This window comes from Bradyrhizobium centrolobii, assembly GCF_001641635.1.
Taxonomy (GTDB): domain Bacteria; phylum Pseudomonadota; class Alphaproteobacteria; order Rhizobiales; family Xanthobacteraceae; genus Bradyrhizobium; species Bradyrhizobium centrolobii.
Window position 1 is genome coordinate 19,201 of record NZ_LUUB01000102.1, and the last position, 23,076, is coordinate 42,276.

The window sequence follows — 23,076 nt, forward strand, 5'->3', positions numbered from 1 at the left end:
ATCGTGTCGGCAATCACCGGCTACTTTGCATGGGGTTGTTTTCGAGATTTTTGTTTTGGGGTTCGCAAGGACCTCAGGCCGAAGCTACCTGTTTCCGCCGAACAGGCGATCCATCAGCCAGCCGTCGAGCCCCGCCGCTGCCTCCGGCCGCACATTGGCGCGCGTGGGAGGCGGGCGATAGCCGCCAGTGTTCGCCGGTGCCGGTCCGGGCGCCACCGGTGTCGGCGGGGAGATCTGCGATGCGGCCTGCGCGAGGTTCGACAGACCCCAGGTCGCTTGCGAATTCGGTAAGGCTGCGACCGGCACGCCCTCGTGGGCCGTGCGCATGAAGCGGGACCAGACTTCCACCGGCAGGCCGCCGCCGGTCGCCTTCTTCGTCGGCGAGTTGTCGTCATTGCCGAGCCAGACGCCGGTGACGAGGTTGGCGGTGTAGCCGATGAACCAGGCGTCGCGATAATCCTGGCTGGTGCCGGTCTTGCCGGCCGCCTGCCAGCCGGGGATTTCCGCCTTCTTGGCGGTGCCGGAGATCAACGTCTCCCGCATCATCGTGTTCATCATCGCGACATGGCGCGGCTCGATCACCTGGTTATGCTCGTCGGGCTGGCGCATGTAGAGCAGCTTGCCCTCGAGCGTCTTGATCCGCCTCACCACATGCGGTGATACGGCAAAGCCGCCATTGGCGAAGGGTGCATAGGCGCCGACGAGCTCGACGACGGAGACCTCGGAGGTGCCGAGCGCGATCGAGGCATTGGGCTCGAGCTTCGAGGAGATGCCGAGCCGGTGCGCGGTGCGCACCACGTTCTTCGGTCCGACCTCGAGGCCGAGGCGAATTGCGACCGTGTTGAGCGACATCGCGAGCGCCTGCGTCAGCGTCACCGCGCCGAAATATTCATGCGTGTAGTTCTCGGGCTTCCAGCCCTTGACTTCGATCGGCGCGTCCTGGCGGACGGTGTCGGGCGTCAGGCCCTGCTCGAGCGCAGTCAGATAGACGAACGGCTTGAACGAGGAGCCGGGCTGGCGCTTGGCGGTCACCGCGCGGTTGTACTGGCTGTCGGAATAGTTCCGCCCGCCGACCATGGCGCGCACCGCGCCATCTGGCGTCATCGCCACCAGCGCGCCCTGGCTGACGTTGAACTTCACGCTCTTCGCCGCGAGCTCGTCGATGATGGCGGCTTCCGCCAGGCTCTGGAGTTTCGGATCGATCGTGGTCTCGACCGTGATGCTCTGGTCGATCTGGCCGACGAGATCGTCCAGCACCTCGCCGATCCAGTCGGCGACGTAGTTGACGGTGCCGGCGCCGACCGGTTTCACGTTATAGGAGGGGTGGCCGATCGAGGCCTGCGCTTGCGCTTCGGTGATGAACTTCGCATCGGCCATCGCCGCAAGCACGACCTGCGCACGCTGCTCGGCGCCTTCGGGGTTGCGGTTCGGCGCGAGCCGCGAGGGCGATTTGACGAGGCCTGCGAGCATCGCGGCCTCGGCAATGGTGACATTCTTCGCCGACTTGCCGAAATAGCGTTGCGCCGCCGCCTCGACGCCATAGGCGCCGGAACCGAAATAGACGCGGTTGAGATAGAGCTCCAGGATCTCGTTTTTGGAATGCTTGCGCTCCAGCCAGATCGCGAGCTCGGCCTCCTGCAGCTTGCGCTGCATGGTGCGCTCCTGGGTCAGGAACAGGTTCTTTGCGAGCTGCTGCGTCAGCGTCGAGCCGCCCTGCGACACGCCACGATGGAGCACGTTGGTGACCAGAGCGCGCAGGATGCCGACGGGGTCGATGCCGAAATGCGAATAGAAGCGGCGGTCCTCGATGGCGATGAACGCCTTGGGCAGGTAGGGCGGCAAATCCTTCAGCGACACGTTGGCGCCGGCCATCTCGCCGCGCTGAGCCAGCATGCTGCCGTCGATGCCGACGATCTGGATCGTCGGCGGGCGCTTGGGGATTTCCAGCGACTGGATCGGCGGCAGATGGGCGCCGACCCAGATCACGACGCCGATCACGGCAATCATGCCCCACAGGCCGAGCACCGCGCCCCAATAGATCAGGCGGCCGATGCCAAAACCTCCGCGCGACTTCGACCGGCGCTTTGCGCCGCCGCGGCTTGTCTGCGCCTTCCGCTCGCGCGGCGGCTCGTCGTCGGAATCCTCGGTCTTGCGCTTGACGGATGATTTCGCCGATTTCTTTGGCTGGTCGTCAGCGTTGGGGATGCGGTCCGCTGCCGTCAGGCGCAGATCGGCGAGGGCTGCGGGCAAGCCGAATAGCGGCTCTTTCCGTCCGCCGCCCTTTTTCTTTCCCCACGCCATACTTGAAACGCCCGGTCAGTCCGCCCCGCCGCACGCTAGCGGTCGCTGTTTAAGGCCCGGTTACCCAGAGCTTAACGCTCAATTAGGAGGTGCGGCATTCGTCTGCCTCAGTTCCGAAGGCCGCGCGGCGGAGTTAGGATCGGCGGCATGAAGAAGAGGGAACACACATGGGCCATATCGATCCGACCAAGGAAATCTTCGCGCAATTCCGAGACAATGACCGGCCGGGCCCGATCCACATGCTCAACCTGGTGCGCTTGCGGAAGGAGGCGGCCTATCCCGATGGTCGCAAGGCCACCGGCGCGGAAGCCTATGCGGCCTATGGTCGCGAGAGCGGCCCGGTGTTCGAGCGCCTCGGCGGTCGCATCGTCTGGCAGGGCAAGTTCGAACTAATGCTGATCGGTCCGCAGGAGGAGCGCTGGGACCACTGCTTCATCGCCGAATATCCGAGCGTTAGCGCCTTCGTCGAAATGATCCGCGACCCCGTCTATCGCGAGGCGGTGAAGCATCGCCAGGCGGCGGTCGAGGACTCGCGGCTGATCCGGCACGCGGTGCTGCCGGTCGGCAAGAATTTTGGCGAGATACCGAAGTAGGAGCTCGAGGAGCTGCAATCCTGTTTCGAAGAAGCTCTGCTCGAGCCCCGCACTCCGCTGCGTTCCCCCCTTGCGGGGGAGGGCCAGGGAGGGGGGTAGCCCCGGGAGAGGTCAGCGTCTTGGAACGCAAACGCTTGCAGCAATCGAAAGAGAGGAGAGGGAGTCTTCACGCCATCACGGATGGGTCTTGCCGTGTGGCGCCCCCCTCCCCAAACCCTCCCCCGCAAGAGGGGAGGGAGCGATAGAGCAATAGCCTTGGCTCAAGAAGGCTAGCCGAGGAGAACTAACCCGCCGCACCCGCGTCCTCGAGGATCGGGCCGAACAGTTCCCAGCGCTCGCCATTGAACTTCATCATCTGAAGCTGCTTGTTGACGCGGTAGTCGGTCGGCGAGGTGTTGGCCTTGATGCCGGGCAGCGCGACGTCGCCTGTCACGTCCCTCAGCGAAGCGGCCTGCTTCATGACGTTCTCGCGCGTCAGGTTGTCGCCGCACTGCTGCAGCACGTGAGCCAGAAGCTGCGCCGTGCTGTAGCCGTAGGTGTTGAAGTTCGAGTCCTTGTCGCCGTCCGGATAGTATTTGGCCATGAACTCGAAATACCGCTTCAGGCCGGCGTCGTCCTTCCAGGTCGGATCAAGCGGATCCTTGCCGTAATTGACGCTGATCACGCCCTTGGCGGCGTCAAGTCCCGCCGGCTTCATCACCGCGCCGACGGAGGTGGCGTTGATGTCGACGATCTGCACCGGATGCCAGCCGAGCTCCGCGATCTTCTTGATCGCCTGCGCTGCCTGCTTCGGCGTGGTGGCGCTGAAGAACAGGTCGGCGCCGGCGTCCTTGATCTTGAGGATCTGCGAGTCGATGGTCGGATCCGAGACTTCGTAGGATGCTTCCACCACGATCATCTTGGCGGCCTTGTCGCCGAGACCGGCCTTGATGCCGTTCAGGTAGTCCTTTCCGAGGTCGTCGTTCTGATAGAGCACGCCGATCTTGGCGTTCGCGTGCTCCTTCAGGATGTACTGACCGTAGATGCGGCCCTCGACGAAGTAGTTCGGGTTATAGCCCATCGTCCACGGGAAGTTCTTGGGGTCGGTGAACTTCGAGGCGCCGGTGGCCGCGAACAACTGCGGCACCTTCTTGGAATTGAGATATTTCTGGACGGCCGCATTCGAAGGCGTGCCGATGATCTGGAAAGTCAGCAGCACCTCGTCGCTCTCGACGAGCTTGCGCACCTGCTCCACCGCTTTCGGCGGCGAGTAGGCGTCGTCATACTGGATCAGCGTGATCTTGCGGCCGTTGATGCCGCCCTGGTCGTTGATCATCTTGAAATAGGCGGCCTGGGTCTTGCCGATCGAGGCATAGGCTGACGCCGGTCCCGAGAACGGCACGGTCTGCCCGACCTTGATCTCGGTGTCGCTGGCGCCCGGATCGTATTTCTTCTGGGCACTGGCCGCTGAGACCGACAGCGCCAAAGCCAGCGTTGTCCCCGTGACCAGGTTCAGAACTCCATTCCTCATTCGCAATTTCCTCGGATCGTTATTGGCGATGATCTGCCCGACGCGCTGTTACGCGCCGGACGCCATCGCTGCGCCGGAGTGTGGCGGAGCCGTTGCTGCAACGCAAGGTCGGCGCATGTTAAGAGTTCGTAGGGTGGGTTAGCGGAAGCGTAACCCACCATTTCTCGCGGCACGCTGGAAAGAAAGAGGTGGGTTACGCTTCGCTAACCCACCCTACGAGACACTAGCCCGACGGACCGGAGTCCTCGATGATCGGGCCGAACAGCTCCCAGCGTTCGCCGTTGAACTTCATCATCTGCATCTGCTTGTTGACGCGATAGTCGTTCGGTCCGGTGTTGATCTTGATGCCCGGCAGCGCGAAGCTCGGGGTGAAGTCCTTGATGTTGGCGACCTGTTTCATGACGTTCTCACGCGTCAGGTCGTCGCCGCACTGCTTCAGCACCTGGACCAGGAGCTCCGCCACCGAATAGGCATAGGTGTTGACCGTGTTGAGCTTGTCGCCTTCGGGGAAATACTTGTCCATGAAGGCGAAGAAGGCCCTCACGCCCGGATCGTCCTTCCACTGCGGATCACTGGGTTCCTTGCCATATTGGGTTGAGATGATCCCCTTGGAAATGTCGAGGCCCGCAGGTTTCAGCGTTGCCGAGATCGGGCTCGCGTTGATGTCGACGATGTGGATCGGCGTCCAGCCGAGATCGGCGAGCTTCTTGATCGCCTGCGCCGCGAATTTCGGCGTCGAGGCGTCGTAGAAGAGATCGGCGCCCATCGACTTCAGCTTGACCACCTGCGAATCCACCGTCGGATCGGTGACCTCGTAGGACACCTCGCCGACGATCATGCTGGCGGCCTTGTCGCCGAGGCCGCTCTTGAGCCCGGCGAGATAGTCGCGGCCCATGTCGTCGTTCTGGTAGAGAACGCCGATCTTGGCATTGGGGTGATTGGCGAGGATGTATTTCGCGTAGATGCGTCCCTCGGACACGTAGTTCGGATTGTAGGCGATGGTCCAGGGATAGTTCTTGGGATCGTTGAAGCGCGCGGCGCCGGTGGACGCCAGGAGCTGCGGCACCTTCTTGCCGTTGAGATATTTCTGCACGGCCGCGTTGGCGGCGGTGCCGATGAGCTGGAACGTGAACAGGACTTCGTCGCCTTCGACGAGCTTGCGCACCTGCTCGACGGTCTTCGGCGGCGAATAGGCGTCGTCGTACTGGATCAGGTTGATCTTGCGACCGTTGATGCCGCCCTGATCATTGATCATCTTGAAGTACGCGGCCTGCGTCTTGCCGATATTGGCGTAGACCGAATAGGCGCCGGAGAACGGCACGGTCTGGCCGATCTTGATCTCGGTGTCGCTGGCGCCGGTGTCGTATTTCTTCTGTGCGAGTGCCTGGCTGGCGGAAAACGCGAAAGCAAGCGCCGCCATGGCAGCTATGTAGGCTCTGCGATTGTTCATGTTGGGATGTTCCTCCTGACGGAATTTTCTGCCGATGGTCTTTTCCCGTTGAATGCAACGGTCGCCATCGCTGCCGAAGATTGTGGAGGAAGGCCAGGCGCCGCGCAAGGATCGCGACGCCGCGCCGTACCGCCTTAGGCGAGGAACAGTGTAACCAGCGCGATCGCCGCTGGCAGCGCCTGCACGATCAGGATGCGCGTGCTGACGGTCGCCGCGCCGAAGGCGCCGGCCACGATCACGCAGATCAGGAAGAACGCCTTGATCTGGAACGCGAAGGCCGGATTGCCGTGCACCAGGCCAAAGATCAGGCCGGCAGCGAGGAAGCCGTTATAGAGCCCCTGATTGGCGGCCAGCATCCTGGAGATCGCGGCCTTCTCCGGCGTCTGGCGAAACACCTTCAGGCCCAGCGGCTTGTCCCAGAGAAACATCTCCAGATCAGGAAGAAGATGTGCAGCACGGCGACCGGCGCCACCAGGATATTGGCGATCAAATTCAAGTTGAGCCCCAAGCGTCAGCTTTCGGGTGGACGCTAGCATGCCTGGTGTGGCACGTGCGACTATGTGTTCCCTGTAATGGTGTCGCAATGACCGCTCGATCGACACGTCAGTCCGAGAGTTTTGGCCTCGATTGCCTGAAGACGCCGATCGGGATCGCGCTGCTCGTCACCGATGCCGAAGGGGTGCTGCGCGCGCTCGACTGGGAGGACTATGAGCACCGCATGCGCGAGCTCTTGCGCCTGCATTACGGCGCAGTGGATCTGCGCAAGCAGCCGGCGCCGGCCGGAACGAGGTCCGCGCTGTCAGACTATTTCGACGGCGATCTTAAGCAGCTTGCAACGGTCACGTGGCGCGTCGCTGGCACGCCGTTCCAGCGCAAGGTCTGGACCGCGCTCGCGAAGATCCCCGTTGGCACCACGCTCAGTTACGGCGCGCTCGCCGCAAAGCTCGACATGGCAAAAGCCGTGCGCGCCGTCGGCCACGCCAACGGCTCCAACCCGATCAGCGTGGTGCTGCCCTGTCACCGCCTGATCGGCGCCGACGGCTCGCTGGTGAAGTACGGCGGCGGCCTCGAACGCAAGCGCTGGCTGCTGCGGCATGAGGGTGTGGAGGTTTGAGGGCGCGGCGCGCCAGTCTCTCGTCTCGTCATTCCGGGGCGATGCGCAGCATCGAACCCGGAATCCATTCATCCGCATAAGCGGTGGCGAGATGGATTCCGGGCTCGCCGCTACGCGGCGTCCCGGAATGACGAAACGTCACGCCGCCGGCTGGACGACCTTGTCGGCGGCCATCACATGGATCAGCGCGCTCTTGATCGCGGCCTGGCGCGTCGGGGCGTTGATCTGTGCGCCCAGGAGGTCGGTGACGTAAAACACGTCGCGCGCACGCTCGCCGAAGGTCGCAACATGGGCCGAGGCGATGTTGAGGTTGAGCTTCGAGATCGCGGTGGTCAGTTCGTAGAGCAGGCCGGGTCGGTCGAGGCCTGACACCTCGATCACGGTGTAGCGATCGGACCACTGGTTGTTGATGATCACTTCCGGTTCGATCACGAAGGGCCGCGCCTTGCTGCGCACGGTGCGCCGCGCCACCACCTCGGGCAGCCGCAGCTTGCCTTCCAGCACGTCCTCGATCATCTCGCCGATCCGGGTGGCGCGCCGGCCCTCGTCCTCGTCGCGGTCGTATTCCCGCGAGATCGAGATCGTATCCAGGGCGCGGCCGTCGGTCGTGGTGTAGATCTGGGCGTCGACGATGTTGGCGCCGGCGGAGGCGCAGGCGCCCGCGATGATCGACAACAGCCACGGATGGTCGGCGGCGAAGATCGTCAGCTCGGTGACGCCGCGCACCTCGTCGAAGCCGACATTGATCGCGAGCTTGTGGCCGGCCTGCTCGCTCGACCGGACGAAGCGGGCGTGGCGAATCTTGCGCGGCAGCTCGACCTTGAGCCAGTAGGCCGGATAGTGGCGGCCGATATAGGCATCGAGCTCGTCCTTCGGCCATTCGGCGAACGCCATGCGGAATTCGGCGTGTGCGGCCGCGAGGCGCTTGCCGCGGTCGACTTCCGAGAACCCGCCGGTCAGCACCGGCTCGGTCTCATAATAGAGAGAGCGCAACAGCTGCGCCTTCCAGCCGTTCCACACGCCCGGACCGACGCCGCGGATATCGGCCGTGGTCAGGATCGTGAGCAGCTTCATCTGCTCGACCGACTGCACCACGGCAGCGAAATTCTCGATCGTCTTGCGGTCGGAGAGGTCGCGCGACTGCGCGACCGTGGACATGGTCAGATGCTCCTCGATCAGCCAGGCCACGAGCTCGGTGTCGGCCGGGCTGAAGCCGAGCCGTGGGCAGAGGCGGCGGGCCACCTTGGCGCCAGCGATCGAGTGATCCTCGGGCCGTCCCTTGGCAACGTCGTGCAGCAGCGTCGCGATATAGATCACCGGCCGGTGCTCGGGCCGGGTCTTGCGCATCAGGTCGCTGGCGAGCGTGAACTCCTCGATGCCGCCGCGTTCGATGTCCTGGAGGAAGCCGATGCAGCGGATCAGGTGCTCGTCGACGGTGTAGTGATGATACATGTTGAACTGCATCATCGAGACGATCTTGCCGAAGGCGCGGATGAAATGGCCGAGCACGCCGGTCTCGTTCATCCGCCGCAGCACGATCTCCGCGTTGTCTGACGTCAGGATCTCCATGAAGAGACGGTTGGCCTCGGGATTCTCGCGTAAGGCTCCGTTGATCAGGTTGAGCGAGCGCGTGACATCGCGCATCGCATCCGGATGGAAGGCGAGGTTGTTCTTCTGCGCGAGGCGGAAGATGCGGATCAGGTTGACCGGATCGTGCTTGAAGACGTCGGGCGCGGCGACATTGATGCGGTTGTTGTCGACGATGAAGTCGTCGCTTTCGGGCACCCGCCGCTTCACCGCGCTCGGCCGCAACCGCGCCATCATCCGGCTCAAGACCGGCGCGGGCTTGGCCTGCTGGTCCTCGAGCTTGGCGCACAGGATGGCGGTGAGGTTGCCGACCTCCTTGGCCACCAGGAAGTAGTGCTTCATGAAGCGCTCGACGTCCTGCATGCCGGGATGCGAGGTGTAGCCAAGGCGGACCGCGATCTCGCGCTGGAGATCGAAGGACAGGCGCTCCTCGGCGCGGCCGCAATAGAAATGCAGATTGCAGCGCACCGACCAGAGGAAATCGGCGCAGCGGCGGAAGGTGCGGTATTCCTGGGCGTCGAACACGCCGCGCTCGACCAGCTCGCCGGTGTCGCGCACGCGATAGACGTATTTCGCGATCCAGAACAGCGTGTGCAGGTCGCGCAGGCCGCCCTTGCCGTCCTTGACGTTGGGCTCGACCAGATAGCGCGACTGCCCGCCGCGACGGTGCCGCTCTTCGCGCTCGGCGAGCTTTGCGGTGACGAATTCGGACGCGGTGCCCTGCACCACCTCCCTGTCGAAGCGGGCGACCAGCTCGTCATAGAGCGGCTTGTCGCCGGTGAGGAAGCGCGTCTCCAGGATCGCGGTGCGAATGGTCATGTCGCCGCGCGCCTGGCGAATCGATTCATCGACCGAGCGCGTGGCGTGCCCGACCTTCAGCCCCATGTCCCAGAGGCAATACAGGATGGCTTCCGCCACCTGCTCGCCCCAGGCGGTCTGCTTGTAGGGCAGGATGAAGAGCAGATCGATGTCGGACTCCGGCGCCATCAGGCCGCGGCCATAGCCGCCGGTCGCGACCACCGACATGCGTTCGGCCCCGCTCGGGATCGGCGAGCGGTAGAGATGTTGGGTCGCGGCCGCGTACAGGATGCGGATGATCTCGTCCTGCACGTGGCAGAGCCGCTCGGCGCAGCGCCGGCCGTGGCGGTCCTTCAAGAGGATCTTCTGCGCCTCCACGCGGGCCGCGATCAGCTCCGCCTTGAGCAGTTGCGCAAGCGCGGAGCGAAACGCATCCTCGCGCCCCTCATGTTTTTCCGCGAGCGCGTCGACCGCGGCGGTGGTCCGCGCGGTGTCGAAGCGATCATCCACCTCTGCCTTGTGCTGGGTTGCAACGGTGTCCATGCTTCACCGGATATAAGAGGTGACAGGCGCTGTCACCCGCCATTCTCAGGCAATAGTCGTTCCATGCTTGAAAAGGCTCCCTTTCGGCAAACTTGTTCTCGTCCGGCACGATTTCAAGGCAGGGATTTTCCTGTTGACCTCTCGATATAACTCATTGAAAAACAATGAAGTTTCCGAGGAGGCCGGGCATGACTGTACTTTCACGACGCGTTCTGTTGGCGGGGGCTGTGGCTCTCGCATTGACCCCTGAAGTGGCGCTGGCGGCGGAGCCGCTCAAGGAGATCCGCATCGACTGGGCGACCTACAATCCGGTGTCGCTGGTCCTGAAGCAGAAGGGGCTCCTGGAGAAGGAGTTCGCCAAGGACGGCATCAGCATTACCTGGGTGCAGTCGGCCGGCTCCAACAAGGCGCTCGAATTCCTCAACGCCGGCTCGATCGATTTCGGCTCGACCGCGGGCTCGGCGGCGCTGGTGGCGCGGATCAACGGCAACCCGATCAAGTCGATTTACGTCTATTCGCGTCCCGAATGGACTGCGCTGGTGACCAGCAAGGATTCCAGGATCGCTGATGTTGCCGACCTCAAGGGCAAGCGCGTCGCGGTGACCCGCGGCACCGATCCGCACATCTTCCTGGTGCGCGCGCTGCTTACCGCGGGCCTCACTGAAAAGGACATCACGCCGGTGCTGCTCCAGCACGCCGACGGCAAGACCGCCTTGATCCGCGGCGACGTCGACGCCTGGGCCGGTCTCGATCCGATGATGGCGCAGGCCGAGGTCGAGGAGGGCGCAAAGCCGTTCTACCGCAAGGCCGATGCCAACACCTGGGGCATCCTCAATGTGCGCGAGCAATTCCTGAAGGACTACCCGGACATCGTCCGCCGCGTGCTGGCAGTTTACGAGGAGGCCCGAAAATATTCGCTGGCGAACTACGATGATCTGAAGAAGACCTTCATCGCCGTGACCAAGCTGCCCGAAGCCGTTGTCGACAAGCAGCTCAAGGAGCGCACCGAGCTCACCCACAGCCGCATCGGCGCACCCCAGCGCGAGTCGATCCTCGCCGCCGGCCTCGCTCTGCAACAGGCCGGCGTCGTCGACGCCAAGGTCGACGTGAAGGCCACGCTCGACGCCCTGATCGACGACCAGGTCCCGCTGCCGACGAATTGATGGCGCGCAAGAGGCACGCGCGCTCGGCAAACTCCGCCGTCGTCCCGGGGCGCGCCAAGCGCGAGCCCGGGACCCATAACTCCAGGGAGCGGTTGCGGCGCGAACTGATAACCACGAGTCTTCGCCAAACCAAATCCTGTGGCTGGGTCCCGGATCTGCGCTCCGCTTCGCTCGCTTGTCCGGGACGACGGCTGAGGGCGTGGCGATAGTAGTGTTGCATTCCCACGCAAGACGCGCTTCGTACGGCCATGATCTCCGACGCCCCAGCCCTGCAACAATCTTCAGAACAAGCCGACAGCGCTGCCGCGCCGTCGCGACTCGCCCGCTATGCGCGGCCGATGCTCGGGATATTGCTGCCGCTGATCCTCGCGCTCGGCTGGGAACTCGTGGTGGGGTTGGGCTACTCCAACGGCCGGCTGGTGCCGCCGCCCTCACGCATCTTCGCGACCATTTTGGAGCTGGCCCGCTCGGGCGAATTGACGCGGCACATCGCCGCGACGCTGTGGCGCGTCGGGCTCGGCTTCGCGTTCGGCGTCGTCGCGGGCACGGTGCTGGGGGCCATCTCCGGCTATTGGTCGCTGGCGCGGCGATTGCTCGATCCGACCGTGCAGGCGCTGCGCGCGATCCCGTCGCTCGCCTGGGTGCCGCTGTTCATCCTCTGGCTCGGCATCTTCGAGACGTCGAAGATCGCGCTGATCGCGGTCGGCGTGTTCTTCCCGGTCTATCTCGGCGTCATGGGCGCGATCCTCTCGGTCGATCGCAAGATCGTCGAGGTCGGCCGCGTGTTCCGCCTCTCCGGGCCGGCCATGATCCGCCGCATCCTGCTGCCGGCGGTGCTGCCTGCCTATGTTGTGTCCTTGCGCGTCGGCCTGGGCTTGGGGTGGATGTTCGTGGTCGCGGCCGAGCTGATCGGCGCCTCCGAAGGCCTCGGCTATCTCCTGCTCGACGGCCAGCAGCTCGGCAAGCCCGCGCAGATCCTCGCCGCGATCGTGATCTTCGCCATCCTCGGCAAGCTCACCGACTGGCTGATCGAGGTCGCGGCGACGCCCTTCCTGCGCTGGCAGGACGCCTTCGGGCGCGCGAAGGGAGCTTGAGGCGATGCTGGCGCTCGACCGGGTCAGCAAGACCTATCCCAACGGCGTACAGGCGCTCGCGCGCTTCTCGGCGGAGATCAAGCTGGGCGAGATCATTGCCATCATCGGCGGCTCCGGCTGCGGCAAGTCCACGCTGCTCCGCGCCATCGCCGGTCTCGACCGCGCAAGTTCGGGGACCGTGACGCTCGACGGTGAGGCGATCACATCGCCCCATGCCAAGATCGGGATCATCTTCCAGGAGCCGCGGCTTTTGCCCTGGCTCAGCGTCGCCGACAATATCGGCTTCGGCCTCGCCGACCTGTCCGCAGGCGAGCGGCGCGAGAAGGTGGCGCGCGCGCTCGAACGCGTCGGGCTTTCCGATAAGGCGGAGGCCTGGCCGCGCGAGCTCTCGGGCGGGCAGGCGCAGCGTGTTGCGATCGCGCGTGCGCTGGTACCGCAGCCCGAAGTGCTGCTGCTCGACGAGCCCTTCTCCGCGCTCGATGCCTTCACCCGGGCTGACCTCCAGGATCACCTGCTCGACCTCTGGGCCGATACGCGTCCGACGCTGATCCTGGTCACTCACGACGTCGACGAGGCCGTGGTGCTGGCCGATCGCGTGCTCGTGATGCGGCCGCGGCCGGGCCGGCTGTTCGACCAGATCGAGATCAACCTGGCGCGGCCGCGCGACCGCAATTCGCCGCTGTTCGAGAACTTCAAGCGCAGCGTGCTGGCCGCGCTCGACCGTTCGCTTGATCGCAGCGTGCCTGACCGTGACGCAACCCAGGGTCCCGGCCAGGCCATGTGGTGGTGACAATCTCCCCTTAAGCCGGTACATCGAGGGGCGATTTTGCCGGGAGAGAACAAGATGGACGCCGCAGAGCTGCGCCAGATGCAGGCTCCGATCAAGGAGCGTTACAAAACCGACCCCAAGGCCGCGCTGATCACGCTGAAGGCGAAAGGCTCGACCGACAGCGACGGCATCGCCTGCAAGGTCGAGACCGGCCGCGCGCTCGCGGTCGCCGGTCTCCATCCCGCGACCGGCGGCTCCGGCCTCGAGCTCTGCTCCGGCGACATGCTGCTGGAGGCATTGGTCGCCTGCGCCGGCGTCACGCTCAAATCGGTCGCGACCGCGATCGAGGTGCCGCTCAGAAGCGGCAATGTCTACGCCGAAGGCGATCTCGATTTCCGCGGTACGCTCGGCGTCGACAAGGAGACTCCCGTCGGCTTCGCCGAAATCCGCCTGCGCTTCGAGGTCGACACCGACGCGCCGCAGGACAAGCTCGATCTGCTGCTCAAGCTCACCGAGCGCTATTGCGTGGTCTATCAGACCATCAAGAATGGCCCGAAGGTGTCGGTCTCGATGCGGAGGATGTAGCTGCCGACCTCTCCCATAGGGAGAGGTCGCGCCGGAGGCGCGGGTGAGGGGCTGCGCTGTCTCGTGGGACCTGAAGCCCTCACCCGATTTGCTGCGCAAATCGACCTCTCCCTACGGGAGAGGTGAACGAGCCCGCGGATAATTGGCTTCAACAAAAAACATCCCGCGCCAAATGCCCCCCGAACTCCACTTCATCCTTCTCCTCGTGTTGCGCATGGCGATCGCGGCGGCGTTCGTCGTGTCGGCGTCGATCATCACCGAGCGCTCGGGGCCGGTGATCGGTGCGCTGGTCGCCACCCTGCCGATCTCGGCCGGTCCGTCCTACGTCTTCCTCGCGCTCGACCACGACGCCGCCTTCATCGCGCAGGGCGCGCTGTCGAGCCTTCCAGTGAACGCAGCGACGATCATCCTCGGGCTCACCTATGTCGTGCTGGCGCAGCGGCACAGCCTTCTGGTGAGTTGCGGCGCAGCGGTTGGAGTCTGGATCGTGCTTGCCTCGATCATCCGCATGTTCGACTGGACGCTGACGGCCGGGCTCGCCGTCAACCTGGTCGCGTTCGGCATCTGCATTCCGCTGCTCGCGCGCTACCGCCATGTGAAGATGCCGCTGGTGACGCGCCGCTGGTACGACATTCCGTTCCGCGCCTCGCTGGTCGCAACCCTGGTCGCGATCGTGGTTTCGACCTCGGGCTGGGTCGGCCCGCGGGTCTCTGGCGTCATCGCGCTCTACCCGATCGTTTTCACCAGCATGATGGTGATCCTGCATCCCCGCATCGGCGGCCCGCCGACCGCCGCCGTGCTCGCCAACTCCGCCTGGGGGCTGCTCGGGTTTGGCATGGCGATCGCCGTGCTGCATGTCGGCGCGCTCAATTTCGGCTCCGCCATCGGCCTGAGCCTCGCGCTCGCAACCTGCATCACCTGGAACCTGACGCTGTGGTGGAACGGTCGGCGGAAGCGAATGGCGTCGGCGTAGGATTCGTAGGGTGGGTTAGCGAAGCGTAACCCACCTCTTCTTGTGCCGCGACAAAAGTGGTGGGTTACGCCTTCGGCTAACCCACCCTACGGCACCGTCACTGCTTCGGCAGCTTGGCCTTCAACGCATAGAGCGCATCCAGCGCCTCGCGCGGGGTCATCTCGTCGGGATGCAGCGCTTTCACAGCTTCCATCAACAAGTCGGCCTCACTCGGCGGCGCGACCTCGGCCGCGGCGCGCGAGGGCACTGCGAACAGCGGCAGGTCGTCGACCAGCGCACGCGCGGTCTGGCCGCGGTCCTGGGCCTCCAGCTTTGCCAGCACGGATTTCGCGCGCGTGATCACGGCCGGGGGGAGCCCCGCGAGCTTCGCGACCTGGATGCCGTAGGAACGGTCGGCCGAGCCCGGCAGCACTTCGTGCAGGAACACGACGTTGCCCTGCCATTCCTTCACGCGCACCGTTGCATTGAACATGCGCGGCAGCTTTGCCGAGAGCGCGGTCAGCTCATGATAATGCGTGGCGAACAGCGTCCGGCAGCGGTTGCTCTCGTGCAAATGCTCGATCGCGGCCCAGGCGATCGAGAGGCCGTCGAAGGTCGCAGTCCCGCGCCCGATCTCGTCGAGGATGACGAGCGAGCGTTCGCCGGCCTGGTTCAGGATCGCCGCGGTCTCGACCATCTCCACCATGAAGGTGGAGCGGCCGCGGGCGAGATCGTCGGCGGCGCCGACACGCGAGAACAGCCGGTCGATGATGCCGATCCGCGCGCGCGAGGCGGGCACGAAGCTGCCGATCTGCGCCAAGAGCGCAATCAGCGCGTTCTGGCGCAGGAAGGTCGACTTACCGGCCATGTTCGGACCGGTCAGCAGCCAGAGCTGGCCGGATTTCTGTCCCGGCGCCGGTGACAGATCGCAGGCGTTGGCGATGAACGGCTCGCCGTTGCGCTTCAAGGCCTGCTCCACCACGGGATGGCGGCCGGCCTCGATCGCAAAGCCGAGGGAGCTATCGACCTCGGGCCGTACGTAGTTCTCGTCGACCGCGAGTTTTGCCAGCGACGTTGCGACGTCGAGCAGCGCGAAGCCATGTGCCGCGGCACGCAGGTCCTCGCTGATATCAAGCGCCTTGGCACAGAGCCGTTCGAAGATTTCGAGCTCGAGCCCGAGCGCGCGGTCGCCGGCATTGGCGATCTTGGCCTCGATCTCGCCAAGCTCCGACGTCGTGAAGCGCACCTGGCCGGCCAACGTCTGGCGGTGGATGAAGGTCGCATTCAGCGGCGCCGACATCAGCTTGTCGCCGTGCTGCGCAGTCACCTCGACGAAATAGCCGAGCACGTTGTTGTGCCGGATCTTCAGACCCTTCACGCCGGTGTCGTCGGCGTAGCGCGCCTGCATCGAGGCGACCACCAGGCGCGAGGCATCGCGCAGATTGCGGGCTTCGTCGAGCGCGGGCTCATAGCCCTCGCGGACGAAACCGCCGTCGCGCTTGATCAGCGGCAATTGCTCGGCGAGCGCGGCGGCAAATTCCGCTGCCAGCTCGCGCGACGGCCGCTGCATCGCCGCCATGACAGCAGTGATTTCCTGCGGCGGCTGGGCGAGCTCAGAGAGCCGCGCCAGCACCTGGTCGGCGGCCACAATGCCGTCGCGGATGCCCGCGAGGTCGCGCGGCCCGCCACGGCCGACCGAGAGCCGCGCCAGGGCGCGCGACATGTCGGGCGCGCCGCGCAGGATGCTGCGCATGTCTTCGCGCGCGGCTGAGTCGGCAGCAAAGGCGCTGACCGCGTCGAGCCGCCGCGCAATGCCTGCCACATCCGTCAGCGGTGCCGCGAGGCGCTGCGCCAGCAAGCGCGAACCGGCCGAGGTCACCGTGCAGTCGATGGCGTCGAGCAGCGAGCCGCGCCGGTCGCCCGCGAGCGTCCGCGTCAGTTCGAGATTGGCGCGGGTGGCCGGATCGATCGCCATGGTCGCACCTGACGCCTCACGCGCGGGTGGCGACAGTGGCGGATGCTTGCCGACCTGGGTGCGGTCGACATAGGTGACGGCGGCGGCTGCGGCCGTTGCCTCAAGGCGCGTGAGTTGTGCGAGCCCGTCCATGGTCGCGACCGCGAAATAGTCGCACAGACGCTTTTCGGCGGTGGCGCCGTCGAAGACGTCGCGCGTTAGCGGCGTCACCGCCGGCAGCTCGCGCAGGGTTGGTCCGAGTTCGTTGTCGCTATACAGCGCGTCGGTGACGATCGCTTCGTTCGGATTGATGCGCGCGAGCGTCGCGGCGAGCTCGCCACCGCTGCACTCCGTCACCATGAATTCAGCGGTCGAGATGTCGATCCAGGCGAGCCCAAAGCGGTCGCCGCCGGCGGAGGAGCGGGCGCGCGCAATCGCCAGCAGATAGTTGTTGGCGCGCGCATCGAGCAGCGTGTCCTCGGTCAGCGTGCCCGGCGTGACCAGCCGCACCACGCCGCGGCGCACCACGCTCTTGTTGCCGCGTGCCTTGGCGGCTGCGGGATCCTCGGTCTGCTCGCACACTGCGACCCGGTGACCGGCGGTGATCAGGCGGTGCAGATAATCCTCGGCGCGCTCGACCGGCACGCCGCACATCGGAATATCGGCGCCCTGGTGCTTGCCGCGCTTGGTCAGCACGATGCCGAGCGCCTTTGAGGCGATCTCGGCGTCCTCGAAGAACAATTCGTAGAAATCGCCCATCCGGTAGAACAGCAACAGGCCCGGATGCGCCGCCTTGATCTCCAGATACTGCTCCATCATCGGCGTGACGCGCGTGGACGTCTCCGCTTGCGGCGCGGCTGCGGGTTCTGGGGCGGGCGCGGGGATGGGCTGCTGCAGTGTCATGGGCGGCGCAACCTACAAAATTTCGTCTGTGGGTCCTACCGCTTTGGCTGAGTGAGGTGGGTTTTCCACGTTGTCCGTGTTGTGGAACGCGGTCGACACATTTTTAGTCGTCATTCCGGGATGCGCCGCAGGCCCGGAATCCATAACCCCGATTGGTGGTTATGGATTCCGGGCTCGCCCTTCGGGCGCCCCGGAATGACGAACGAGGTTTCATGGCAAGCATGCGCCAAGCCACGCGGCCCCCGCGAAACCGTCAATTGACCTGCCGCGGGCGCCCTCCTAAAACTCCGCCGTCATTGAAGAATTTTGGCCGAACCGCGGCAGTCAGGGAGAACAACGATGCGTGACGTCTTTATCTGCGATGCCGTGCGGACCCCGATCGGCCGCTTCGGCGGCTCGCTCGCCAAGGTGCGCGCCGATGATCTCGCCGCCGCGCCGATCAAGGCGCTGATGGCCAAGCACCCCAATCTCGACTGGTCGCAGGTCGACGAGGTCTTCTTCGGCTGCGCCAACCAGGCCGGCGAGGACAACCGCAACGTCGCGCGCATGGCGCTGTTGCTTGCTGGGCTCCCCGATTCGGTTCCCGGCCAGACCCTGAACCGGCTCTGCGCCTCCGGCCTCGATGCGGTCGGTGCCGCGGGCCGTGCGATCCGCTCGGGCGAGATCGAATTCGCCATCGCCGGCGGCGTCGAATCCATGACGCGCGCGCCTTTCGTGATGGGCAAGGCGCAGGAAGCGTTCTCGCGCTCCGCCGAGATTTTTGACACCACCATCGGCTGGCGCTTCATCAATCCGCTGCTGAAGGCACAGTACGGCGTCGATGCCATGCCGGAGACCGGCGAGAACGTCGCCGAGGAATTCCAGGTCTCGCGCGCCGACCAGGACGCCTTCGCGATCCGCTCGCAGCAGCGTGCCGGTGCAGCGATCGCGGCCGGCTACTTCGCCGAGGAGATCACGCCGATCACGATTCCCGGCGGCAAGGCCGGTCCTGTTACCGTCGACAAGGACGAGCACCCGCGCCCCGAGACCACGCTCGAAGGCTTGGCAAAACTGAAGCCGATCGTGCGTAATCCCGGCACGGTGACGGCCGGCAACGCCTCCGGCGTCAATGACGGCGCTGCCGCGATGATTCTCGCCTCGGAAGCCGCGGTGAAGAAGCATGGTCTGACGCCGCGCGCCCGCATCCTCGGCCTTGCCTCGGCCGGCGTGCCGCCGCGCATCATGGGCATCGGCCCCGTGCCGGCGACGCGCAAGCTGATGGAACGGCTCGGCAAGAAGATCAGTGACTTCGACCTGATCGAGCTGAACGAGGCCTTCGCCTCGCAGGGCATCGCCTGCCTGCGTCAGCTCGGCGTCAAGGACGACGCCGACTTCGTCAATCCGCATGGCGGCGCGATCGCGCTCGGCCATCCCCTCGGCATGAGCGGCGCGCGCCTCGCGCTCACCGCCGTGCACGGCATGGAGAAGCGCGGCGGCAAGCTCGCGCTCGCCACCATGTGCGTCGGCGTCGGCCAGGGCGTCGCGGTCGCGATCGAGAAGCTGAATTAAGCTCTCTCCTCTCCCTCTCCCCGCTTGCGGGGAGAGGGTTGGGGTGAGGGGGAGTCTCCACGAGGACGGTCAGAGGTGGAAATCGCGGAAGGTCCCCCGAGGGACCGCCTCGACTGACAAGGTTTAGGTCACACACCTCGCTTCAGGGATCATTCCATGATCATCGAGCGTGAGCAGGACGTCACGGCCGCGGCATTGGCCGTGATGGAGCGGACATCCGATCCGCGGCTGCGCCAGATCATGGTCTCCCTGGTCAAGCACCTGCATGGCTTCGTCCGCGATGTTCGCCTGACCGAGGCGGAGTTCCGCGACGCCGCGGCGATCCTGGTCGAGCTCGGCAAGCTCACGACCGACACGCACAACGAAGCCGTGCTTATGGCGGGCTCGCTCGGCGTTTCCTCCCTCGTGTGCCTGCTGAACAATGGCGATCAGGGCAATACGGAGACGGATCAGTCGCTGCTCGGGCCGTTCTGGCGATTGAACCCGCCGCGGGTGGAGAATGGCGGATCGATCGTCCGCTCGGAGACGCCGGGTGCGCCGCTGTTCGTCAGCGGGCGCGTCGTGGACAAGGACGGTCGTCCCATTGCCGGGGCGGAGGTCGATATCTGGCACGCCTCACCGGTTGGTCTCTACGAGAACCAGGACCCCGAGCAGGCGGAGATGAACCTGCGCGGCAAGTTCACGACCGACCAGGAGGGACGCTTCTCCTTCCGCTCCGTGATGATGGTCGGCTATCCCATTCCGACCAATGGCGTGGTCGGCCGTCTCCTGAAGGCGCAGAGCCGGCACCCCTATCGTCCCGCGCATCTGCACGCCCTGATCTTCAAGCCCGGATTCAAGGTGCTGATCTCGCAGGTCTATGATCCCGCCGATCCGCATATCGATAGCGACGTGCAGTTCGGCGTGACACAGGCGCTGATCGGCAAGTTCCTGCGCCATGATTCGCCGCATCCGACCGCGCGCGATGTCGTGACACCCTGGTATTCGCTCGACCACACTTACCGACTCGAGGCCGGCGAGGCCGTGCTGCCGCGTCCGCCGATCAAATAGTGCGCTCAGGCCGAGTGCCGAGCGCAGGAGGCCGCTAAACCGCTTCCCCCGATTAGTTATATATTATAATGATTGGTGGAAGCGTTGACCGGCCGGACCAAAATGGCCGGGGAGGAGTTCGCCAATGACATTCGTTTATCCCGTCGACAGCAACAAGGCGCATCCGCTGCCGCTGTCGCCCGAGTACAAGAGCTCGATCAAGCGCGCACCGAACAAGCCGTTGATCCCGATGCGCCACACGCTGTCGGAGCTCACCGGCCCGGTCTACGGCCACGAGACCGTGCGCGAGGGCGACAACGATCTCACCCGCCAGCACGCGGGCGAGCCGCTCGGCGAGCGCATCATCGTGCACGGCCATGTCCTCGACGAGGACGGCCGCGGCGTGGCGAACTCGCTGGTCGAGATCTGGCAGGCCAATGCCTGCGGCCGCTACGTCCATGTCCGCGATCAGCATCCGGCGCCGCTCGATCCGAACTTCACCGGCGCCGGCCGCACCCAGAGCGATGCCTCCGGCTACTACCGTTTCGTCACCATCAAGCCCGGCGCTTACCCTTGGGGCAATCACCACAATGCGTGGCGGCCGGCGCACATCCATCTCTCGGTGTTCGGCCATTCCTTCGTCACACGGCTGGTGACGCAGATGTATTTCCCGGCCGATCCGCTGTTCCCGTTCGATCCGATCTTCAACTCGGTGCCGGACGAGAAGGCGCGCGCGCGGATGGTCTCGTCGTTCGATCTCGAGAACACCCAGCCGGAATGGGCGCTGTGCTACCGCTTCAACATCGTGCTGCGCGGCAAGAACGCCACGCCAATGGAGAACACTTAAAGTGCAGGACAACGGGATCACGCCATCGCAGACGGTCGGTCCGTTCTTCAAATACGGCCTGACGCCGAACGGCGAGTACGTCTGGAACGACGCGTTCACGAACAGCACGCTCACGCCTGACGTCTCCGGCGACCGCATCCGCATCGAGGGCCGCGTGTTCGACGGCGACGGCGTCGCCGTGCCGGATTGCATGCTGGAAATCTGGCAGGCGGATGCGCAGGGTCGCTTCTCCGATCCGCAGGACAAGCGCGCGCTGCCGAACGCGAGCTTCCGGGGCTTTGCCCGCTGCGGCACCGACAAGGACGGCAGCTACTCCTTCGAGACCATCAAGCCGGGGGTGGTGCCGGATCCTGACGGCAAGCCGCAGGCGCCGCACATCCTCGTTGCGGTGTTCGGCCGCGGCATGCTGCGGCATCTCTACACCCGCATCTATTTCAGCGACGAGGCCGGAAACGCCGCAGATCCCGTGCTGGCGCTGGTGCCCGCCGACCGCCGTGCGACGCTGACCGCAGTGCGCGAGGCCGGCAAGCCGGTCTACCGCCTCGACCTGCGTCTGCAGGGCGACAACGAGACCGTGTTCTTCGACGTGTAATTCCGCAGTCGTCCCGGCGAAGGCCGCGACCCCCGCGCAAGCGCTTGCGCTCGTCGCGATAACCCCAGGGAGGGGTTGTCGCGTGAGCTGGCAACCCCGAGTCTTCGTCAAACCACTTCCTGTGGCTATGGGTCCCGGATCTGCGCTCCGCTACGGGACAGCGCTACGCGCTGCCCGGCGCTGCGCTTGTCCGGGACGACGAGCGGAGCTTCTGGCGCTTCCGGGTGTGATCGTGCAGTATGGCCACGGCACCCGGGGCGCGTTTCATGACACCTCCACAACTGCCGGCGGTCGTTGAGCCCGCCCATCTGACGGCTGCGCTGCGCAAGGCCGGCGCGCTGGACCGCGGCGCTGTCCGCGAGGTGAAGGTGCTGCATCAGCACCCGGCCATCGTGTCGCACGTCATCCGCCTTGGGCTGCGCTATGTCGGGGAATCCGCCGGGGCCCCGCACTCCCTCATCCTCAAGATGCCGCATTCGGCCTACGCCAGGACGCTGGCCAATGCCGGTCGGCAGGAAGTGGCCTTCTACACCCGCCTTGCGCCGAACATGCCGTCGCAGATCGTGCCGCGCTGCTACGACGGTCATTTCGACGAGGAGAGCCAAGCCTGGCATCTCCTGCTCGAGGACCTCACCGACAGCCATGAGGTCGCAGCCGACTGGCCGTTGCCGCCCTCGCGCGATCAGGCGATGGCGATCGTGACGGCGCTCGCACGGTGGCATGCATCCTGGTGGGACCACACGAGCCTCGGCGAAACCGCCGGCACCTGGATGAGCATCGATGACACCACGGGTCTGATGGAGACCTTCGCCGGCCATTACGACCGCTTCGCCGATCTGCTCGGCGACCGTCTCAGCGAAGAGCGGCGTATCCTCTACCGGCGCTTCATCGAGAAGGCGGGGCGGCTGTTGCAGCGCTACCATTCGCATCGCCACGTGACCATCGCGCATGGCGACGCCCATACCTGGAATTTCCTGCTGCCCCGCGCGGGCGTCACGGACGCCGTGCGCATCTTCGATTTCGACCAGTGGCGCATCAACGTGCCGACGAACGACCTCGCCTACATGATGGCGACGCAGTGGTATCCGGAGCGCCGGCAGGCGCTCGAACGTCCCCTGCTCAACCGCTACTTCGACACGCTGATCGCGCACGGCATCAGCGGCTACACCCGCGGCGCGCTCGATCAGGACTATCGCTGGTCGGTGCTCTGGCACATCACCAAGCCGGTCTGGCAATGGAGCATCAACATCCCGCCGGTGATCTGGTGGAATAATTTGGAGCGGGTGTTTTCGGCGGTGGACGATTTGGGTTGCGAGGAATTGTTGTAGTAGGGGTGCCAATCACTCGATCTCGTGTGAGATGCGACGGCGCTTCAACCCGTTCAGTGTCGTCCCGGCGAAGGCCGGGACCCATAACCCCAGGGAGAAGTTGTGGCGCGAGCTCGTGGTTACGGGTCTTCGCCAAACTCGATCCTGTGGTTGATGGTGTGGACGGCCCCCTACGGCATCAGTGTGCCAGAATGAGGTTGTCAGAAACTCATTCGCAGGAGCCGTCCGTGAGCCAGATTATCCGCATTGGGATGGATACGTCGAAGTATATTTTTCAATTGCATGGGGTTGATGCATCGGAATCGGTCGTGCTTCGCAAGCGGCTGAGCCGCAAGGCGATGCTGGCGTTTTTTGCCAAGCTGCCGCCGACGGTGGTGGCGATCGAGGCCTGTGGGGCCGCCCACCACCTGGCGCGA

General features: G+C 65.1%; 17 protein-coding genes and 2 pseudogenes. 13 read left to right on the top strand and 6 right to left on the bottom strand.

Annotated features, from left to right (window positions below):
- Nucleotides 1-84: 84 nt before the first annotated feature.
- A complete protein-coding gene (locus tag AYJ54_RS37190) occupies nt 85-2,301 on the bottom strand; it encodes a transglycosylase domain-containing protein (RefSeq protein ID WP_063707147.1) in 2,217 nt (738 codons plus the stop codon).
- 167 nt (nt 2,302-2,468) lie between these two features.
- On the opposite strand from AYJ54_RS37190, the gene AYJ54_RS37195 reads away from it, so the two are divergent.
- Nucleotides 2,469-2,894, top strand: a complete 426-nt coding sequence (locus tag AYJ54_RS37195) for a DUF1330 domain-containing protein (RefSeq protein ID WP_063707148.1) — start codon at nt 2,469-2,471, stop codon at nt 2,892-2,894.
- 283 nt (nt 2,895-3,177) lie between these two features.
- On the opposite strand, the gene AYJ54_RS37200 is transcribed toward AYJ54_RS37195, so the two are convergent.
- From AYJ54_RS37200 to AYJ54_RS37210, 3 genes and pseudogenes are all read right to left on the bottom strand, one after another.
- Entirely contained in the window at nt 3,178-4,404 is a 1,227-nt protein-coding gene (locus AYJ54_RS37200; RefSeq protein WP_063707149.1) for an ABC transporter substrate-binding protein, read from the bottom strand.
- Between the two features lie 223 nt (nt 4,405-4,627).
- On the bottom strand, nt 4,628-5,854 hold the full coding sequence (locus tag AYJ54_RS37205; RefSeq protein ID WP_063707170.1) for an ABC transporter substrate-binding protein: 1,227 nt from the start codon (nt 5,852-5,854) through the stop codon (nt 4,628-4,630).
- Between the two features lie 134 nt (nt 5,855-5,988).
- A pseudogene (locus AYJ54_RS37210) lies at nt 5,989-6,344 on the bottom strand (DUF1304 domain-containing protein).
- 93 nt (nt 6,345-6,437) lie between these two features.
- On the opposite strand from AYJ54_RS37210, the gene AYJ54_RS37215 reads away from it, so the two are divergent.
- Entirely contained in the window at nt 6,438-6,968 is a 531-nt protein-coding gene (locus AYJ54_RS37215) for a methylated-DNA--[protein]-cysteine S-methyltransferase (RefSeq protein ID WP_063707150.1), read from the top strand.
- Between the two features lie 138 nt (nt 6,969-7,106).
- Here AYJ54_RS37215 and AYJ54_RS37220 read toward each other — a convergent pair whose 3' ends face one another.
- Nucleotides 7,107-9,896, bottom strand: coding sequence for a [protein-PII] uridylyltransferase (locus AYJ54_RS37220; RefSeq protein ID WP_063707151.1), 2,790 nt, complete (start codon nt 9,894-9,896; stop codon nt 7,107-7,109).
- A 188-nt stretch (nt 9,897-10,084) separates the two neighbouring features.
- Here AYJ54_RS37220 and AYJ54_RS37225 point away from each other — a divergent pair, with 188 nt between their 5' ends.
- The 5 genes from AYJ54_RS37225 (at nt 10,085) to AYJ54_RS37245 (ending at nt 14,480) form a co-directional block, all read left to right on the top strand.
- A complete protein-coding gene (locus AYJ54_RS37225; RefSeq protein WP_082906024.1) occupies nt 10,085-11,059 on the top strand; it encodes an aliphatic sulfonate ABC transporter substrate-binding protein in 975 nt (324 codons plus the stop codon).
- A gap of 248 nt (nt 11,060-11,307) precedes the next feature.
- On the top strand, nt 11,308-12,153 hold the full coding sequence (locus AYJ54_RS37230) for an ABC transporter permease (RefSeq protein ID WP_063707153.1): 846 nt from the start codon (nt 11,308-11,310) through the stop codon (nt 12,151-12,153).
- 4 nt (nt 12,154-12,157) lie between these two features.
- Nucleotides 12,158-12,943 (top strand): ABC transporter ATP-binding protein, encoded by a 786-nt coding sequence (locus tag AYJ54_RS37235; RefSeq protein WP_063707154.1) that lies wholly within the window; start codon nt 12,158-12,160, stop codon nt 12,941-12,943.
- Between the two features lie 54 nt (nt 12,944-12,997).
- On the top strand, nt 12,998-13,507 hold the full coding sequence (locus AYJ54_RS37240; protein WP_063707155.1) for an OsmC family protein: 510 nt from the start codon (nt 12,998-13,000) through the stop codon (nt 13,505-13,507).
- A gap of 172 nt (nt 13,508-13,679) precedes the next feature.
- Complete coding sequence (locus tag AYJ54_RS37245; RefSeq protein WP_063707156.1) at nt 13,680-14,480, top strand: hypothetical protein; 801 nt, start codon at nt 13,680-13,682, stop codon at nt 14,478-14,480.
- 97 nt (nt 14,481-14,577) lie between these two features.
- On the opposite strand, the gene mutS is transcribed toward AYJ54_RS37245, so the two are convergent.
- A complete protein-coding gene (gene mutS / locus AYJ54_RS37250) occupies nt 14,578-17,316 on the bottom strand; it encodes a DNA mismatch repair protein MutS (protein ID WP_063707157.1) in 2,739 nt (912 codons plus the stop codon).
- 339 nt (nt 17,317-17,655) lie between these two features.
- Here mutS and pcaF point away from each other — a divergent pair, with 339 nt between their 5' ends.
- From pcaF to AYJ54_RS50145, 6 genes and pseudogenes are all read left to right on the top strand, one after another.
- On the top strand, nt 17,656-18,864 hold the full coding sequence (pcaF, locus tag AYJ54_RS37255) for a 3-oxoadipyl-CoA thiolase (RefSeq protein ID WP_063707158.1): 1,209 nt from the start codon (nt 17,656-17,658) through the stop codon (nt 18,862-18,864).
- Nucleotides 18,865-19,020: 156 nt separating this feature from the next.
- Nucleotides 19,021-19,914 carry a dioxygenase family protein gene (locus AYJ54_RS37260; protein WP_063707159.1) on the top strand — a complete coding sequence of 298 codons (894 nt, stop codon included), beginning with the start codon at nt 19,021-19,023 and terminating at the stop codon, nt 19,912-19,914.
- Between the two features lie 124 nt (nt 19,915-20,038).
- A complete protein-coding gene (pcaH, locus tag AYJ54_RS37265; RefSeq protein WP_063707160.1) occupies nt 20,039-20,740 on the top strand; it encodes a protocatechuate 3,4-dioxygenase subunit beta in 702 nt (233 codons plus the stop codon).
- Between the two features lies 1 nt (nt 20,741).
- On the top strand, nt 20,742-21,332 hold the full coding sequence (pcaG, locus tag AYJ54_RS37270; RefSeq protein WP_063707162.1) for a protocatechuate 3,4-dioxygenase subunit alpha: 591 nt from the start codon (nt 20,742-20,744) through the stop codon (nt 21,330-21,332).
- Between the two features lie 266 nt (nt 21,333-21,598).
- Nucleotides 21,599-22,660 carry a phosphotransferase gene (locus AYJ54_RS37275; RefSeq protein WP_201724307.1) on the top strand — a complete coding sequence of 354 codons (1,062 nt, stop codon included), beginning with the start codon at nt 21,599-21,601 and terminating at the stop codon, nt 22,658-22,660.
- Between the two features lie 227 nt (nt 22,661-22,887).
- A pseudogene (locus tag AYJ54_RS50145) lies at nt 22,888-23,076 on the top strand (IS110 family transposase); the annotation flags it as partial.